A 15,994-nucleotide genomic window follows, 5' to 3' on the forward strand; every position below is an offset into this window, starting at 1 on the left:
CGGAAGACATGTCAGACGGTTTCATCGAACTCCGGAACATCCGGAAGGTGTTTTCCGGCGTCGTCGCGCTGGACACCATGTCGCTGGTCATCAGGCCGGGCGAGATCCATTGCCTGGCCGGAGAGAACGGGTCGGGCAAATCCACCGTCATCAAGATCATGTCCGGCGTCTACCAGCCGGACGGTGGCGAAATCCTGATCGACGGCAAGCCGGTGACCGGCATGACGCCGATCGACGCCATCGCCCGCGGCGTCCAGGTCATCTACCAGGACTTCTCCCTGTTCGGGAATTTGACGGTCGCCGAGAATCTGGCGATGAACGTCCATCTGGGCGAAAAGCGGCGCCTGATGAACTGGCGGCGCACCCGCGCCATCGCCCGCGAGGCGGTCGACCGGCTGGGCGTCGAGCTGGACCTGGATGCGGAGGTCGCCTCGCTGCCGACGGCCGGCAAGCAACTGGTCGCCATCGCCCGCGCGCTGATGTCCGACGCCCGCCTGATCATCATGGACGAGCCGACAACGGCCTTGACCCGCAAGGAGGTCGAGACGCTGTTCCGCATCGTCCGCGACATCCAGGCGCGCGGCATCGCCATCCTGTTCGTCAGCCACAAGATGCGCGAGATGCTGGAGATCAGCGAGCGCATCACCGTCATCCGCAACGGCCGGAAGGTGGCGGAGGGGCCGACCGGCGACTTCGACGAGGCGCTTATCACCCGTCACATGACCGGCGGCGACATCCTCAACGAACCCTATGTCTGGACTCCTCCAGCCGGGCCCCTGCCGCCGCCGCGGCTGGAAATCCGCGACCTGACCGTCCCCGGCAAGTGCGAAGGGCTGAACCTCGCCATCCGGCCGGGTGAGATCGTCGGTCTGTCGGGCCTGCTGGGGTCCGGCCGCACCGACCTGGCGCTGGCGCTGTTCGGCATGGTCCCGAACCACCGTGGCGAGATCCTGATCGACGGGAAGCCGGTGCGGCTGCGCACAACCCAGGAGGCCATCACCGCCGGCATCGCCTATGTGCCGGAGGATCGGCTGACCGAAGGGCTGTTCCTGCCGCAGAGCATCAAGCGCAACATGCTCGCCACCTCCTATGAACGGCTGGCGCCGCGGCTGGTGATCGACCGCGACCGCGCGGAGGAGATGACGCAGGGCATGATCCGTGCCATGCAGATCGCCACCCCGACCGCCGAGAAGCCGGTGATGCAGCTGTCGGGCGGCAACCAGCAGCGCGTGGTCCTGGCCCGCTGGCTGCTGACCGACGCCCGGGTGCTGATCCTGAACGGCCCGACCGTCGGCGTCGATGTCGGATCGAAGGCGGAAATCCATGCCAAGATCCGCGAGCTGGCGCAGCATCACGGCCTCGCCGTCCTGATGATCTCCGACGACGTGCTGGAGCTGGTGCAGAACTGCAACCGCATCGTGCTGATGCATCGCGGGCGCTTCATCGACGATCTGCCCGCCACCGACATCACCGAAGAGACGGTCAGCGACCGGCTCAAGACCTTTACCTGAGGGGAGGAACCGATGGCCCTGCTCCGCCGGTCGGAAACGGTCATCGCGGGCATCCTGCTGCTCGCCATGGTCCTCATCGGCACGATCAATCCTGCCTTCTGGCAGCTCGACAACCTGTTCAGCCTGATGCGCAGCAACGTCATCATCGGCATCATGGCGATGGGCGTGCTGCTGGTGCTGATCTCGGGCGGCATCGACGTGTCGTTCCCGGCCTTCGCCGTCGCCGCCATGTATCTGACGATCAAGGGTATGCTAGCGCTGGGATACAACGGCGTCGTCCTGCCTCTGCTGGCGGCCACCGTCATGGGGCTGCTGTTCGGCGCGGTGAACGGCTTCTTCGTCTATAAATTCCGCATGATCCCGCTGATCGTGACGCTGGGCACCAGCGCCATGGTGCGCGGCTTCCTGCTGGGTGTCGTCGGAACCAGCATGATCAACATCAACAAGATGCCGACCGCGCTGATCGACTTCGCCCGCACCGAGGTGGTCAGCGTGACCAAGGCCGACGGCACCACCTATGGCCTGACGGCGATGGTGCTGATCTATCTGGGGCTGGCGGTCCTCATCCATCTGGTGCTGCGCTACACCATGATCGGCCGCAGCGCCTACGCGCTGGGCGGCGATCCGGAAGCGGCGCGGCGGGCCGGCTTCGACCTGCGCAAGACCATCTTCTTCGTCTACTGCGTCGCCGGGGCACTGGCCGGCTTCGCCGGCCTTCTGCACAGCGGCATGATCTGGCTGGCCAACCCGCGCGATTTCGTCGGGCTGGAACTGGACGTGATCGCCGCAGTGGTGCTGGGCGGGGCGTCGATCTTCGGCGGCCGGGGCAGCGTTCTTGGCACCATGCTCGGCGTCTTCATGCTGGTGATGGTCAAGAACAGCCTGATCATCATGAGAGTGGACACCACCTGGCAGCTCGTCGTCGTGGGGTCGATCGTCATCGTCGCGACCGCCCTGTCGGCTTGGCGCGACCGCCGCCGGACGGCGTGAGGGAGGCGGAGCATGAAGGCACAAATGAACATCCGCAGTCTGGTCAACCGCGACAACAACATCGTCCAGCTGCTGGTGATGACGGTGCTGATCTTCGTCGTGATGACGGCGCTCAGCCCCGACAAGTTCCTGCGCTATTACAACTTCGAGTCCCTCACCTACATCTTCCCCGAGCTTGGCCTGCTCTCCATCGCGATGATGATCGCCATGCTGACCGGCGGGATCGACCTGTCGGTGGTGGGGGTCGCCAACCTGTCGGGTATCCTGGCCGGCGTGCTGTTCCACAAGACGGCGGGGGCGGCCGGCATCGCCGACACCGGGATCCTGACCGTCCTGCTGGGCGGGGTCATCGCGCTCGGCACCGGGCTGGTGGCGGGGACAGTCAACGGGCTGCTGATCACCCGCCTCGGCATCACGCCGATCCTGGCGACGCTGGGCACCGGACAGGTCTTCACCGGGCTTGCCATCGTGCTGACCGGCGGGCCGGCCATCGTCGGCTTTCCCGCCGCCTGGGCCTTCGTCGGCAATGGCAAGATTTTGGGATTGGCAACGCCCTTCGTGCTGTTCGCGGTGATCGCGGTCCTGATCGCCTTCCTGCTGACCCGCACCGCGCTCGGCATCAATCTGATGCTGATCGGCACCAACCCGAAGGCGGCGCTGTTCGCCGGGCTGAAACGGGAGCGGATGGTGCTGTACAGCTACATGCTGACCGGCGTGCTGGCGTCGGTCGCCGGGATCATCCTGTCGGGACGGACCAACGCGGCGAAGTCGGACTATGGAACCTCCTACCTGCTGCAGGCGGTGCTGATCGCGGTGTTGGGCGGCACCAACCCGGCCGGCGGGCGGGGTACGGTGCTGGGCATCACCATCGCGGTGGTGGCGCTGATGCTACTGTCGAGCGGCTTCCAGATCCTGCGTTTCTCCAACCACCTGATCGACTTCATCTGGGGGGCGTTCCTGCTGCTGGTCATCGCCATCAACGCCTACAAGAACCGCACCCGCTAGACGGCCTTCCAGGCCGGCTTTAGATAGTGAGGACATCACATGAGCGTCCGAACCGCCATCCATTTCCGCAAAAGCTTCTTCGGCGAAGCGGAGCGCCCGGTCGCCGAGGCGCACGGCATGACCGCCAGCCTGTTCCGCTATGACAGCGGGATCGAGGCGGTGCGGCTGTCCAACCGGCGCGGCCATTTGGTGGTGCTGCCCTATTACGGCCAGATGGTGTGGGACGCCGTGTTCGACGGCGTCGACCTGACCATGGCGAACATGTTCGACATGCCGCGGCCGGCGACCGAGATCGTCGGCACATACGGCTGCTTCGCCTTCCATTCCGGGCTACTGCGCAACGGCTGCCCAGGCCCGCAGGACAGCCATCTTCTGCATGGCGAGATGCCCTGTGCGCCGATGGATGCCGCCGGGCTGGAGGTCGGGGACGACGACGAAGGCCCCTACATGGCGGTCACCGGCCGGCGCGAGTATGTGATGGGCTTCGGCGCCCACTATGTCGCCCGCCCGCGCGTGGTCCTGCGCCCCGGCTCCGCCCTGTTCGATATCCGGATGGAGGTGGAGAACCTGTCGGGCGCGGCGATGGACCTGATGTACATGTGCCACGTCAACTTCGCCTTCGCCGAGGGCGCCCGCATCGTCCAGCCGGCGCCCTTCACGCCGGAGGCGACGGCGGTGCGCACGGTGGTGCCGGCCCATGTGCCGCGCAGCCCGGCCTATGACGCGCTGCTGTCCGACCTCGCCCGCGATCCGGCGGTGATGGAGGTGATGGACGAGCCGCATCGCTACGACCCGGAACAAGTCTTCTACATCCGCGGCCTGCGCACCGACGAGGATGGCGGCACCGCTGTGATGATGCGGCGGCGCGAGGGCGATGCCTTCCACATCGCCTACAGCACGCGGGAGTTCCCCAAGACGGTGCGCTGGGTGCTGGTCAACAGCGACCAGAAGGTCTGCGCCTTCGCCCTGCCCTCCACCTGCGAGCCGGAGGGCTATGCTGCGGAATCGATGAAGGGCAATGTGCAAAAACTGGCGGGCGGCGAGATCCGGCGCTTTTCCGTGCGGCTGGGCTATCTGACCGCCGACGAGGCCGAAGCCGAGGAATGCGCCATCCGGGCGTTGTGATTTAGGGCGCTGTGAGAGGAGTAGCAGAAGATGGGCAAGATCGCCGTGGTCGGCAGCAACATGGTCGACCTGATCACCTACACCGCCCGCATGCCCGGCCCCGGCGAGACCATCGAGGCGCCGCGGTTCGAAATGGGCTGCGGCGGCAAGGGCGCCAACCAAGCCATCGCCGCCGCCCGGCTGGGAGCCGAGGTGATGATGGTCACCAAGGTCGGCGACGACATCTTCGCCGACAATACCATCCGCAACTTCGAGGATTCCGGCATCGACACCCGTTACGTCGAGCGGGTGCCCGGCACCTCCAGCGGCGTCGCCCCGATCTTCGTCGAGCCGTCGGGCGAGAACAGCATCCTGATCATCAAGGGCGCCAACGCCCTGCTGTCGCCGGCCGACGTCGACCGCGCCGCCGAGGATCTGAAGGGCTGCGACCTGATCGTCATGCAGTTGGAAGTCCCGCTGGAGACGATCTACCACACCATCGAGTTCGGCGCTCGGCACGGCATCGAAACCCTGCTGAACCCGGCACCCGCCCCCGCCGACCTTGACCCGAAGCGGATCGGGCAGGTCACCTTCCTGGTGCCGAACCAGACGGAGCTGGCGACCATCTCCGGACTGCCGGTGAATTCGGAGGCGGAGGCAGAGACGGCGGCGAAGTCGTTGATCGACCGCGGCATCCGCACGGTCATCGTCACGCTGGGCGCCCGCGGCGCCTTGCTGGTGACCAAGGGCGAGGAGACGCGGCGGATCGAGCCGGTTCGGGTCACGCCGGTCGACACCACCGGGGCCGGTGACGCCTTCATCGGCAGCTTCGCGCGCTATTATGTGGAGAACCGCGACCTCGACGCGGCGCTGCACATGGCGGTGCGCTATGCCGCCGACAGCATCACCCGGCCGGGCACCCAGAAATCCTATGCCAGCCGCGAGGCGTTCGAAGCCTTCTGCGCCAGCCTGTAAGCATCGGAGAGAGGACAGGCCATGACACGCGCCGTGATCGGAGTCGATGTGGGGACCGGCAGCGCCCGCGCCGGCATCTTCGACCTTGCCGGGCGCCGGCTGGCCGCCGCCTCCCGCCCGATCCGGATGTGGAAGCCCGATCCGGACTGGGCGGAGCAGTCCTCCGACGACATCTGGGCCGCCGTCTGCGCCGCGGTGCAGGAGGCGCTGGCGGCCTGCGCCGAAAGGCCGGAGGTGGTCGGCATCGGCTTCGACGCCACCTGTTCGCTGGTGGTGCTGGACGCCGCCGGGCGACCGGTGACGGTCGATCCGGAGGGCGACGACGCCCGCAACGTCATCGTCTGGATGGACCACCGCGCCATCGGTCAGACCGACCGCATCAATGCCGGCGGGCATGAGGTGCTGCGCTATGTCGGCGGGCGGCTGTCGCCGGAGATGCAGACGCCGAAGCTGCTGTGGCTGAAGGAGAAGCTGCCGGCCAGTTGGAGCCGCGCCGCCCACTTCTTTGACCTGCCGGACTTCCTGACCTGGCGGGCGACCGGGGCGACGCGGCGGTCGCTGTGCTCTCTGGTGTGCAAGTGGACCTATCTGGGGCATGAGGGGCGGTGGGACGACGGCTATCTCCGCGCCATCGGGTTGGGTGATCTGGTGGATGAGGGGCATGCCCGCATCGGCACCGATGTCGGCGAGGTCGGCAGCGCCGTCGCCGGCGGGCTGACCGCCGAGGCGGCGCGCGAGCTTGGGCTGACGCCGGGCATCGCAGTCGGCACCTCGCTGATCGACGCCCATGCCGGCGGGATCGGGGTGATCGGCGTGCCGCTGGAGGCATCGGAAGGCGTCGATTTCGACCGGCGGCTGGCGCTGATCGGCGGCACGTCGAGCTGCCATATGGTGATGAGCCCCGGTGCGCCGCGCTTCATCCCCGGCGTCTGGGGTCCCTATCATTCGGCCATGCTGCCGGGGCTGTGGCTGAACGAGGGCGGGCAGTCGGCGACGGGCGCGCTGATCGACCATGTGGTCCAGGGCCATCCGCGCCATGCCGAACTTGCCCTTGAGGCGCAGCGGCGCGGCACCACGGTCTATCAGCTGCTGAACGAGGAGCTGGCGGCGCTGGCAGGGCGCAGCGGCGGGCCGGTGGCGATGCTGACCCGCGACCTGCATGTGCTGCCCGACTTCCACGGCAACCGCTCGCCGCGGGCGGATGCCGGTTTGCGCGGCGCCATCAGCGGGCTTCGGCTGTCGGACGGGCTGGAGGATCTGGCGCTGCTGTATCTGGCGACGGTGCAGGCGGTGGCCTATGGCACCCGGCACATCGTGGCGGCGATGAACGAGCGGGGCTATGCCATCGACACCATCCTGGCCTGCGGCGGCGGCACCAAGAATCCGGTGTTCCTGGAGGCCCATGCCGACGCCACCGGCTGCACCCTGGTCCTGCCGGAGGAGCCGGAAGCGGTGCTGCTGGGCGCCGCCGTGCTGGGCGCGGTGGCGGCGGGAGCCTTCCCCGACATCGCCGCCGGCATGGCCGGGATGAGCCGCGCCGGCCGCAGCATCCGACCGGCCGAGGGGCGGATGCAGGACTATCACGACGCCAAATACGCCGTGTTCCTGCGGATGCACGAGGACCAGATGGCTTACCGGGCGCTGATGGAGGGTGCCCGGTAACGCTCACATCACGCACTCGCAGGCGCCTTCCCGTTCCATCACCGGCGCCTTCTGTTTTTCGCACAGGTCGCCCGGCAGTTCCTCGCCCTGGAGCAGGGGGCAGCGTTCGAACAGTTCGGCCAGCCAGTCGACGAAGACCCGCACCTTCGGCGACAGGTGTCGGTTGTGCGGGTAGACGGCGGAGATCGGAATGCGGGGCGGCCGCCAGTCGCGCAGGATCTCGCGCAGGGCGCCGCTGCGCAGGTGCGGCAGCACCATGAAGCGGGCGGGCTGCAGGATGCCCTGCCCTTCCAGCCCGCAGGTGACATAGGCGTCGGCGTCGTTGACGGAGACGACGCCCTTCATGGCAACCTCCTCCACCCTGCCGTCGCGCTGGAAGCAGAACTCCATGTTCCGCCCGGTGCGGTTGCTGAAATAGTTCACCGCGATGTGGCGGTCCAACTCCTCGATGGTCTTCGGCTCGCCATGCTCGGCGAGATAGGCCGGGGTGGCGCAGGTGATCTGCTGCATGGCGCCGATGCGGCGCGCCAGCAGGGTCGAATCCGCCAGCTCGCCGATGCGGATGACGCAATCCACCCCCTCCTGCACCAGATCGATGGGACGGTCGCCCAGACCCAGCATCAGCTCGATGTCGGGATATTTGGCGTGGAATTCGTGGATCGAGGGGATGATGACCAGCCGGCCGATGGAGCCCGGCATGTCCACCCGCAGCCGGCCGCGCGGCGTCTTGCGCGCGCTGGTGAAGGTGGATTCGATCTCGTCGATTTCCGACAGGATGCGGGTTGCCCCCTCCAGATAGGCGGCGCCGTCCAGCGTCAGGCTGAGCTTTCGCGTGGTGCGCTGGAGCAGGCGCACGCCCAGCGCCGCCTCCAGATTCTGGACCGTCGTCGTCACCGAGGCGCGCGGCAGCCCCAGCGTTTCCGCCGCCTTGGTGAAGCTGTTCGCTTCGACCACCCGGATGAAGACGCGCATCGCATGCAGCTTGTCCATACGGATCCCGTCCTTTCCAACCACGGCCCCTGTCGAGCGGTGGAGAGTTTCCGCCGAAGATACGCGAATAGCAATCGCGAGAATCCCCTCTCCCCCCCGGGGAGAGGGTTAGGGTGAGGGGGTGGCGCGGCGGGACCTTCGGGAAAACCACGCAGTGCATCCCCCTCACCCCGACCCTCTCCCCGGGGGGAGAGGGAGATAGGCGCGGAAAAGGGGACGGTGGTATGGAACAGCGTGGAACAGGTTCCGGCGGATGTTCCATCTAGCGGCGGCGGGAGAAGGCGCCGGCACCGCGGCGGGGCACCGGGCCGGGGTTGAGATTGGGATAGGGCTCGTACTGGTTGACGGTGAAGGGGAAGACGCCCTTCGGGCCTTCGGACTCCGGACGGGCCAGGATGGCGGCGATCATCTCGGGATCGGGCGGCGTGCGCTCGCGCAGGGCACCGGGGAGGTCATCGTCCAGTTCGGGGACGGTGACGGCGGGCGGGTCTTCAGGTGTGGGGGCGGGCTTGGGAACGGCTTTGCCGGCCGGGGCGTCGAGACCAGCGAACAGGCCGAGACGCTCGGCCAGCCAGCGGACGGTGGAAGGGTCGCCGGCGGAGACCAGCCGTTCGATCTGCTCGGCAACCAGGGCGCGGAGGGAGGAGAGGCGGAGTTCGGCCTCGCGGTTCAGCGCCTGCCGCTCCCACCACACCCTGTGACGGAAGTCCTTGGAGCCATAATAGGCGCGCCAGAGAGTCGTCCGGCTGCAGCCCATGGCGCGGGAGACCTGAAGGAAGCTGTTGCCGCGGGCCAGCATGCCGGCGGCCATGATCCACTGTTCCTCGTGGAATTGGGAACCAGGGACCAGCGAGCCTTCGGAGGGGACCGGCGGCTCTTCGGCCCAGCACGGGAAGCGGTCCTCGGTGAAGGTACGGCTGTCGATGGGCATGGGGTCTCTCCGCAGGCTGATGGGACTTTGCGGAGAAGTTATGGGACTTTAGTCCTGATGTGGCGGGTTTTTTGAAAAACCGGGGATTGCCGGTGATGGTCGTCACCGGCAAGTCCGAGAAGGCGCGATCCCAGGGTTTCGCCGTCAGTGCAGCGTGGTGGCCGCCGGTTGGGACGCGGTGCGGGCGGTCTCGCGCGCACGGCCGATGCCGAGCAGCTGGTAGAGGCCGATCGCCGCGATGGTCGCGGTGCCGATGCCGCCGATGGAGAAGCCGCCGGTGGAGATGGTGAAGTTGCCGGCGCCGAGCACCAGCGTCACGCCGACGGTGATGAGGTTGCGCGGATCGGAGAAGTCGACGCGGTTGTCGACCCAAAGCCGCACCATCGCCGCGGCGATCAGGCCGAAGACGACGGTCGCCAGCCCGCCCAGCACCGGCGCCGGAATCGTCCGCAGCAGGGCACCGAACTTCGGCGAGAAGCCCAGCAGGATGGCGGCGATGGCGGCGACGACGAAGATCAGGGTGGAGAAGACGCGGGTGACCGCCATCACGCCCATGTTCTCGACATAGGTGGTGACGCCGGTGCCGCCGCCGCTGCCCGAGACGATGGTGGCGATGCCGTCGCCGATGAAGCCGCGGCCGATGAAGCGGTCGAGGTTGCGCCCGGTCATGGCGCCGATGGCCTTGATATGGCCGAGATTCTCGGCGACCAGAATGAAGGCGATGGGGGCGACCAGCGCCATGGCGCCGGCATCGAAGGTCGGCGAGCGGAAGGCCGGCATGCCGAACCACGGGACGGTGGCCAGCTCCGCGAAGCTGACCGGCGGCAGCATGCCGAAGCCGTTGGCGAGGATGAGATAGAAGGCATAGCCGGCGGCGATGCCGGCGAGGATCGAGAGCCGCCGGATGGCGAGCGGGGCATAGACCGCGATGACGGCGGTGGCGACCAGGGTGAACAGGGCGACGAGGGTGTGGGGGCCGCTGCCCTCGATGCCCTTGACGGCGACCGGGGACAGGTTGAGGCCGATGGCGGCCCCCACGGCGCCGGTCACCGCCGGCGGCATCAGCCGCTCGATCCAGCCGGTGCTGGTGTAGCTGACCAACAGGCCGATGAGGACATAGACGACGCCGGCCGCGATGATGCCGCCCAGCGCCGGCCCGATGTTCGGGTTGGGACCCTGGCCGGTGTAGCCGGTGACCGCGATCACCACGGCGATGAAGGAGAATGAGGATCCCAGATAGCTCGGCACCCGCCCGGCGGTAAGCACGAGGAACAGCAGCGTGCCGATGCCGGAAAACAGCACCGCGAGGTTCGGATCGAACCCCATCAGCAGCGGCCCGAGGATGGTCGAGCCGGACATGGCGACGAGATGCTGGATGCCGAGCGTCAGCGTCGAGCCCCAGGGAAGGCGCTCGTCCGGCTGGACGACGGGGCCGGTCGCAAGCGACCAACGCGGGAAGTAATCTGCCATGAAGGTTCTGTCCGAAGAGGGGTGGAACGGCGCTGCCGCCGGGGGTGACGCAGGGGTAAACGGGCGATACCCAGCCAGAAAAAATTGATCGGGCGATTAACTTTGACGGGCGGGGCGCCTTCGTTGTGGGAACGACGGCTGCTTTTTGGCCCCGTCGATGCCGTTGCGCCACATTTTTGTGCGGACTGGGGTGGTTTGGGGGCGGGGCGAAAGCCGGCGGATGCCGGGTCCGGCCGCCCGATCCGGTCGGCCGTCAGGGTGCGCAGGGAGGAAAGGTGCGGCTGGCCTCTTGGTCCGGCGTCCGGCGTCCGGCGTCCGGCGTTCCAATCAGACGCCGTGAAAGACCTGCATGGAACCATCTGTCAGGTTCAGCGGCGCCCGGCCCGGCGCCGATACGCCCGCTCCTGCTGGTCGAGCATGCGGGCGTGATCGTGCTTTCTCTCGAAGTAAAGAGCTTTGCCGAGCGGTCTCCTTCATCGACAACGCAGAGGGCATCAGGCGGTCTGGTCCTCGTCGGGACCCACATTGCCGGCACCGGATTTCAGAGCCTCCAGCAGGCTTTCGGCAGCCGCGTTGCCGGCATCGGCGGATCCACCCGAAAGCGCCCCGAGAATCCCGCCGCTTCCGCTCTTCTCCGCGCCCGACGCCATCGCCGATTGCAGCATGGACAGGGCCGCCTGCGCGTTCCCGTGATCGGCGGCGGCGGGTTTGGCGGCGCTGGCATCTTCCGCCGGAGCGGTTCGCACCGACCCGGCCGGTTCCGCGCCGGCCATTGCGGCGGGAGCGGACGGTGCGGCGGCAGGCGGGGCCGCCGGTTCCTCTTTCGGAGCTGCGACACCGGCTTTCGATCCGATGCCGGGAATATCGACGGTCGCCGCGAAGTTCTGGAAGGCGTTTCCGAATACCTTGGCATCGAAGCCAAGCTGTTGAAGCTTTTGCGCGGCGCCATTCGCCTTTTCCGAATAGGCTTCGGTAAAGCCGTCTTCCGAGATCATCGAGCCCATGGCGGCGTTGAAACCCTTGACGGTTTTCTCATAGCCGGCCTCCAGGGACGATGCCTCGCCAAGCGCCGCCCGTTCATTGCCGATTGCGGCCATTTGAGCGTCGAATTCCTCTTGAGCCGGGCGCAACCCCTCGCGGACCTGATCCATGGACAGTTCGCCGCGCTCCTGCGCTTTCTGCAAATTGCTGAATGCTTGGCCAAATGCCTCCCGAGCGGCACCCATCCGATCGTTCAAGCCCCTCTGCTTGTCCAGCATCGACTCCGATGCGGCCAAGCGCTGATCGTCCTCCTGATCGCGCGGCCGCTCCCGGCCATAGCGGCTGAACGTGGCTTGGGTGGCCATCGAGCGCAGTCCGAGAACGGCATCGTCGGCACTGATCTGGCCGGAATTCACCAGATTTTCCAGCACGCCCCGTGCCTTCGAATCCAGATGCTTGAAGGCATCGGCCGCCACGCCGGAAAGCGCCTGTCCGAGCTTGCTCACCGATACGCTGTCCTTGGCGGTGCCGGTTGCCTGGAAAACTCCGGAATTGCTTGCCGTGACCTGCGGCTTCCACTGGGTGGACCCTGACGACGATAAGACATTCAGAGGCTTGGCCTGGCCGATCATCATGGCACACTCCCAGTAGAATGGGCTGTCCTGGCATTGATAGCCGAACCTGAGCAGGATAAGCGCGGAATCAGTAAATGTGAGGTTAATATCCAAGTCGAGTCGCTGATTTGAGTGATCGGTTATTGTTCAAATCAATTCCTTTGAGGTCTAATTTTTAGCAATCTACATTCTTTCTGAAGAGATATTCTGCTTCCCCGAAATCAGCAATCTGTCAGAGCCTGATTGGAGACATCCATCATGTTACGATCCCTCTCCCATCCGTCATTTCCGCAAAGGCGGGGATTCAGAAACCATCCGAGAAGACGTTGAATCGAATGAATCAGTTGTGATTGAAAGGTGCCTCCAAGACGGAGGCAAGGATGTGAACGTCGGAAAAACGAGAGCGCCATGACCGCAGCAGGCTGCGCTACCCAAGCGACCTGAGCGATGAGGAATGGCGGATCGTCGAGCCGCTCATCCCACCGGCGCGGCGCGGTGGCCGGCACCGCAGCGTCGATCTTCAGGCGGTGCTGAACGGCGTGCTGTACGTTTTTGGAGACGGGCTGCCAATGGCATCACCTGCCCAAGGACCTGCCGCCGCGCAGCACGGTGCATGGCTATTTGCACCTATGGGCCTGGGAGGGAACGCTGGAGCGCATCCACCATGACCTCTACCAGCGGGTCCGCGCGCAGGAAGGCCGCGAGCCAAGCCCGACCGCCGCCGTGGTGGACAGCCAAAGCGTCCGCGCGGCGGAAAAAGGGGGCTGCGGCGGACCCGGTCGGCTACGACGCGGGCAAGAAGATCAAAGGCATCAAGTACCACATCCTCGTCGACACGCTCGGACTGCTCCTGAACGTCGCTGTCCATCGTGCCGATATCCAGGACCGTGACGGCACCACCCTGGTCCTGGACAAGGCAACCCGCGCGCTGTTGCCACTCATTCAGGTGATCTTTTCTGACGGTGCCCCCCGGGGAGAGGGTCGGGGTGAGGGGGATGCGTAGCGTGGCTATCCCAAAAATCCTCGCCGTGCGACCCCCTCACCCTAACCCTCTCCCCCGGGGGGAGAGGGGATACTTAGGGGGTTGCGTGGTGCTTACACCGCGGCGGTGACGACCACTTCGATCAGGATTTCCGGCTTGCCGAGATCGGCGACGCCGATGGTGGCGCGGGCCGGCAGGTCGTTGCCGTCCAGCCAGGACAGCCACGCGTCGTTCATCTCGTCCTTCAGGCCCATGTTGGTGATGAACAGCTGGGCGGACAGCAGCTTGGTCTTGTCGCTGCCGGCCATCGCCAGCACCTGGTCGAGCTTGCCGCAGATCTGCGTGACCTGGCCGCCCATGCCGACGCTGACGTCGTCGGCAATGATGCCGCCGAGATAGGCCGTGCCGTTGTTGACGACGACGCGGTGCATGATCTTGGTCTTCTCAATGCGCTTGATCACGGGGAACTGCTCCTTGGTTTTTAAAAGAACTCAGGGGGTGATGGAGAAATCGACGTAGCGGGCGGCGATGCGGGCCAGCGTGCCGTCCTGAACGACCGCGCGGATCGCCTCGTCGAAGGACTGCTTCAGCGCGGTGTCCTCCTTGCGCAGGCCGACGCCGATGCCGGGACCGAACACCTCGGCGTCGATCACCGGCTGGCCGACCAGCTTGACCGACTTGCCGCCGTCGCCCTTCACCCAGTCCGACGCGGTGGCGCCGGTGGTGATGGCGGCGTCGAGCCGCCCGGCCTTGAGGTCGGCCAGCAGGTTGGACGCCGTGTCGTAGGTCTTCAGCGTCGCGTCGCTGCCGAGATGCTTCTCGACATAGCGGGAATGGGTGGTGGAGACCTGGGCGCCGATGGTCTTGCCGCGCAGGCTGGCCGGCGAACCGTCGATGGCGGAGTTGGCCGGCGCCACGAAATAGGCCGGCACCACCATGTAGGGGATGGAGAAGCCGATCGCCTTCGCCCGTTCCGGCGTGATGTTCATCGTCGCCATGATGGCGTCGTACTTCTTCGCCAGCAGACCCGGAATGATGCCGTCCCATTCCTGCGCCACGACGGTGCAGGGACGCTTCATCCGCTCGCACAGCGCGTTGGCGAGGTCGACCTCCAGCCCCGCCACTTTGCCGTCGGGCTGGGTGAAGTTGAAGGGCGGATAGGCGCCTTCGGTGGCGATGCGGATCTCCTGCGCCGCGGCGACACCACCGGACGCAAGCAACAGAAGGGCGGCAACGCCCGGGAGGAGGCGCTTCATGGCAGGCTCCGGCAGGTGGGAAGGGGTCAGCGCCCGGCGACGACGACGATTTCGACCAGGATCGACGGGTCGGCCAGCTTGGCCTCCACCGTCGCGCGGGCCGGCGGGTTGGCCTTGTCGACCCAGGCGTCCCAGGCGGCGTTCATCTCCGGGAAGGTGGCGATGTCGGCGAGATAAACGGTGGCGGTCAGGATGCTGCTCTTGGACGTCCCGGCCTCGGCCAGCAGGGCGTCGATCTGGCGCAGCACGTCGCGGGTCTGCGCTTCCACCGTGGTGGAGCCATCGTCGACGATCTGGCCGGCGAGATAGACGGTGTCCTTGTGGATCACCATGTCGCAGAGCCGCGGGGTCGGGTGGAAGCGCTGGATCGTCACGGGATGATGCTCCAAAGGTCAGGCGGCGAAGCGGCCGATGCGGAAGGGGTCGATGGGCAGGTCGGTGGACCCGTCCGTGATCAGGTCGGCGGTGATGCGCCCGACGATGGGGCCGAGTTGGAAGCCGTGCGCGGAGAAGCCGAAGGAATGGTAGAGGTCCGGTTCGGTGCCGCTGGGGCCTATCACCGGGATCTGGTCCGGCATCCGCGCCTCGATCCCCGCCCAGGAGCGGACGATGGTGGCGCCGCGCATGCACGGGAACAGGTCCCACACCGTGCGGGCATTCACCGAGACCTGTGAGAAGTCCAGTTCCGTCCGGTTCTCGTCGCGCACCGCCCGGCCGAGCAGCCCGCCGCCGATCAGAACGGTGCCGTTGGGAAACTGCTTGAAGGACAGGGTGCGGCCGGTGGCGCCGACCACCGGCTTGATGAAGGGAGCGACGCGGGCGGTGATCATCAGCATCGGGGCGATGACCTCCAGCGGCACGGGCTCCCCCACCTGCGCGGCGATGCGGTCGGCCCAGGCGCCGGCGGCGTTGACCACCACCGGTGCCTCGAAGCGGTTGCCGTCCGCCGTTTCGACGGTCCACAGGCCACCCTGGCGGGCCAGCCGTGTCACCGCCCCGCCCTCCTGGAAGCGGGCGCCGAGCGCGATGGCCTTGCGGCGGAAGGCGAAGGTGGTGCGGAAGGGGATCGCCGCACCGTCGCCGCGCGACACCAGGGCGCCAACACAATGGTCGGCGATGGCCGGCACCAGCGACCGCAGCTCGTCCTGCCCGATCACCTCCTCGTGGGTGAAGCCCAGCGCATTGAGTTCGGCGACGCGGGCACGCACCGTCTCAAGCTCGGCTTCGTTCTCCGCCACCTTGATCTGGCCGTGACTTTCGAAGCCGCAATCGTCATCCACCAGATCCTGGATGCCGTGCCACAGCGCCATCGAGGCGACGGTCAGCGGCACCTCGGCGACATGGCGGCCGAGCTGGCGCACGCCGCCCGCATTGACGCCGGAGGCGTGGCGGGCGACATGGTCCTTTTCCAGAACCAGAACGCGGACGCCGCGCATCGACAGGTGCAGCGCGGCGGAGCAGCCATGCAGGCCGCCGCCGATGACGATGACGTCGGGCTTGGGGGAAGCGGTTGCGGTCATCGG

General features: G+C 66.9%; 14 protein-coding genes and 1 pseudogene. 7 read left to right on the forward strand and 8 right to left on the reverse strand.

The annotated features are described in order from the left end of the window. Positions 1-8 precede the first annotated feature (8 nt). Genes M5E06_RS25285 through M5E06_RS25310 form a run of 6 tightly spaced genes read left to right on the forward strand, consistent with a single transcriptional unit; the run spans position 9 to position 7,247 of the window. A complete protein-coding gene (locus M5E06_RS25285) occupies positions 9-1,511 on the forward strand; it encodes a sugar ABC transporter ATP-binding protein (protein ID WP_252140568.1) in 1,503 nt (500 codons plus the stop codon). A 12-nt stretch (positions 1,512-1,523) separates the two neighbouring features. After that, on the forward strand, positions 1,524-2,501 hold the full coding sequence (locus tag M5E06_RS25290; RefSeq protein ID WP_109075797.1) for an ABC transporter permease: 978 nt from the start codon (positions 1,524-1,526) through the stop codon (positions 2,499-2,501). A 12-nt stretch (positions 2,502-2,513) separates the two neighbouring features. Further along, positions 2,514-3,506 carry an ABC transporter permease gene (locus M5E06_RS25295; protein WP_252140569.1) on the forward strand — a complete coding sequence of 331 codons (993 nt, stop codon included), beginning with the start codon at positions 2,514-2,516 and terminating at the stop codon, positions 3,504-3,506. A 39-nt stretch (positions 3,507-3,545) separates the two neighbouring features. Next, entirely contained in the window at positions 3,546-4,631 is a 1,086-nt protein-coding gene (locus tag M5E06_RS25300; protein WP_252140570.1) for an aldose 1-epimerase family protein, read from the forward strand. Between the two features lie 30 nt (positions 4,632-4,661). Beyond that, positions 4,662-5,585 carry a ribokinase gene (rbsK, locus tag M5E06_RS25305; protein WP_252140571.1) on the forward strand — a complete coding sequence of 308 codons (924 nt, stop codon included), beginning with the start codon at positions 4,662-4,664 and terminating at the stop codon, positions 5,583-5,585. Between the two features lie 21 nt (positions 5,586-5,606). Continuing rightward, positions 5,607-7,247, forward strand: coding sequence for an FGGY-family carbohydrate kinase (locus tag M5E06_RS25310; RefSeq protein ID WP_252140572.1), 1,641 nt, complete (start codon positions 5,607-5,609; stop codon positions 7,245-7,247). Between the two features lie 3 nt (positions 7,248-7,250). On the opposite strand, the gene M5E06_RS25315 is transcribed toward M5E06_RS25310, so the two are convergent. The 4 genes from M5E06_RS25315 to M5E06_RS25330 all read right to left on the reverse strand — a co-directional run bounded on the left by M5E06_RS25315 (position 7,251) and on the right by M5E06_RS25330 (position 12,254). Next, positions 7,251-8,237, reverse strand: a complete 987-nt coding sequence (locus M5E06_RS25315; RefSeq protein WP_286208979.1) for a LysR family transcriptional regulator — start codon at positions 8,235-8,237, stop codon at positions 7,251-7,253. 262 nt (positions 8,238-8,499) lie between these two features. Next, positions 8,500-9,168, reverse strand: coding sequence for a hypothetical protein (locus M5E06_RS25320; RefSeq protein WP_252140573.1), 669 nt, complete (start codon positions 9,166-9,168; stop codon positions 8,500-8,502). Between the two features lie 144 nt (positions 9,169-9,312). Further along, entirely contained in the window at positions 9,313-10,638 is a 1,326-nt protein-coding gene (locus M5E06_RS25325; protein ID WP_252140574.1) for a solute carrier family 23 protein, read from the reverse strand. A gap of 494 nt (positions 10,639-11,132) precedes the next feature. Beyond that, positions 11,133-12,254 (reverse strand): hypothetical protein, encoded by a 1,122-nt coding sequence (locus M5E06_RS25330; RefSeq protein ID WP_252140575.1) that lies wholly within the window; start codon positions 12,252-12,254, stop codon positions 11,133-11,135. A 401-nt stretch (positions 12,255-12,655) separates the two neighbouring features. Here M5E06_RS25330 and M5E06_RS25335 point away from each other — a divergent pair. Continuing rightward, positions 12,656-13,209 (forward strand): annotated as a pseudogene (locus M5E06_RS25335) (IS5 family transposase); the annotation flags it as partial. 119 nt (positions 13,210-13,328) lie between these two features. Here M5E06_RS25335 and M5E06_RS25340 read toward each other — a convergent pair. Genes M5E06_RS25340 through M5E06_RS25355 form a run of 4 tightly spaced genes read right to left on the reverse strand, consistent with a single transcriptional unit; the run spans position 13,329 to position 15,991 of the window. Next, on the reverse strand, positions 13,329-13,676 hold the full coding sequence (locus tag M5E06_RS25340) for a RidA family protein (protein ID WP_109075814.1): 348 nt from the start codon (positions 13,674-13,676) through the stop codon (positions 13,329-13,331). A gap of 30 nt (positions 13,677-13,706) precedes the next feature. After that, the gene (locus M5E06_RS25345) at positions 13,707-14,471 is read right to left on the reverse strand and encodes a transporter substrate-binding domain-containing protein (RefSeq protein WP_252140576.1); all 765 of its coding nucleotides are present in this window, start codon (positions 14,469-14,471) and stop codon (positions 13,707-13,709) included. Positions 14,472-14,497: 26 nt separating this feature from the next. Beyond that, entirely contained in the window at positions 14,498-14,845 is a 348-nt protein-coding gene (locus M5E06_RS25350; RefSeq protein WP_252140577.1) for a RidA family protein, read from the reverse strand. Between the two features lie 18 nt (positions 14,846-14,863). Beyond that, positions 14,864-15,991, reverse strand: coding sequence for an NAD(P)/FAD-dependent oxidoreductase (locus tag M5E06_RS25355; RefSeq protein ID WP_252140578.1), 1,128 nt, complete (start codon positions 15,989-15,991; stop codon positions 14,864-14,866). Positions 15,992-15,994 lie beyond the last annotated feature (3 nt).

It is taken from the genome of Azospirillum sp. A1-3 (genome assembly GCF_023806445.1).
In the GTDB taxonomy this organism is placed as follows: Bacteria; Pseudomonadota; Alphaproteobacteria; order Azospirillales; family Azospirillaceae; genus Azospirillum.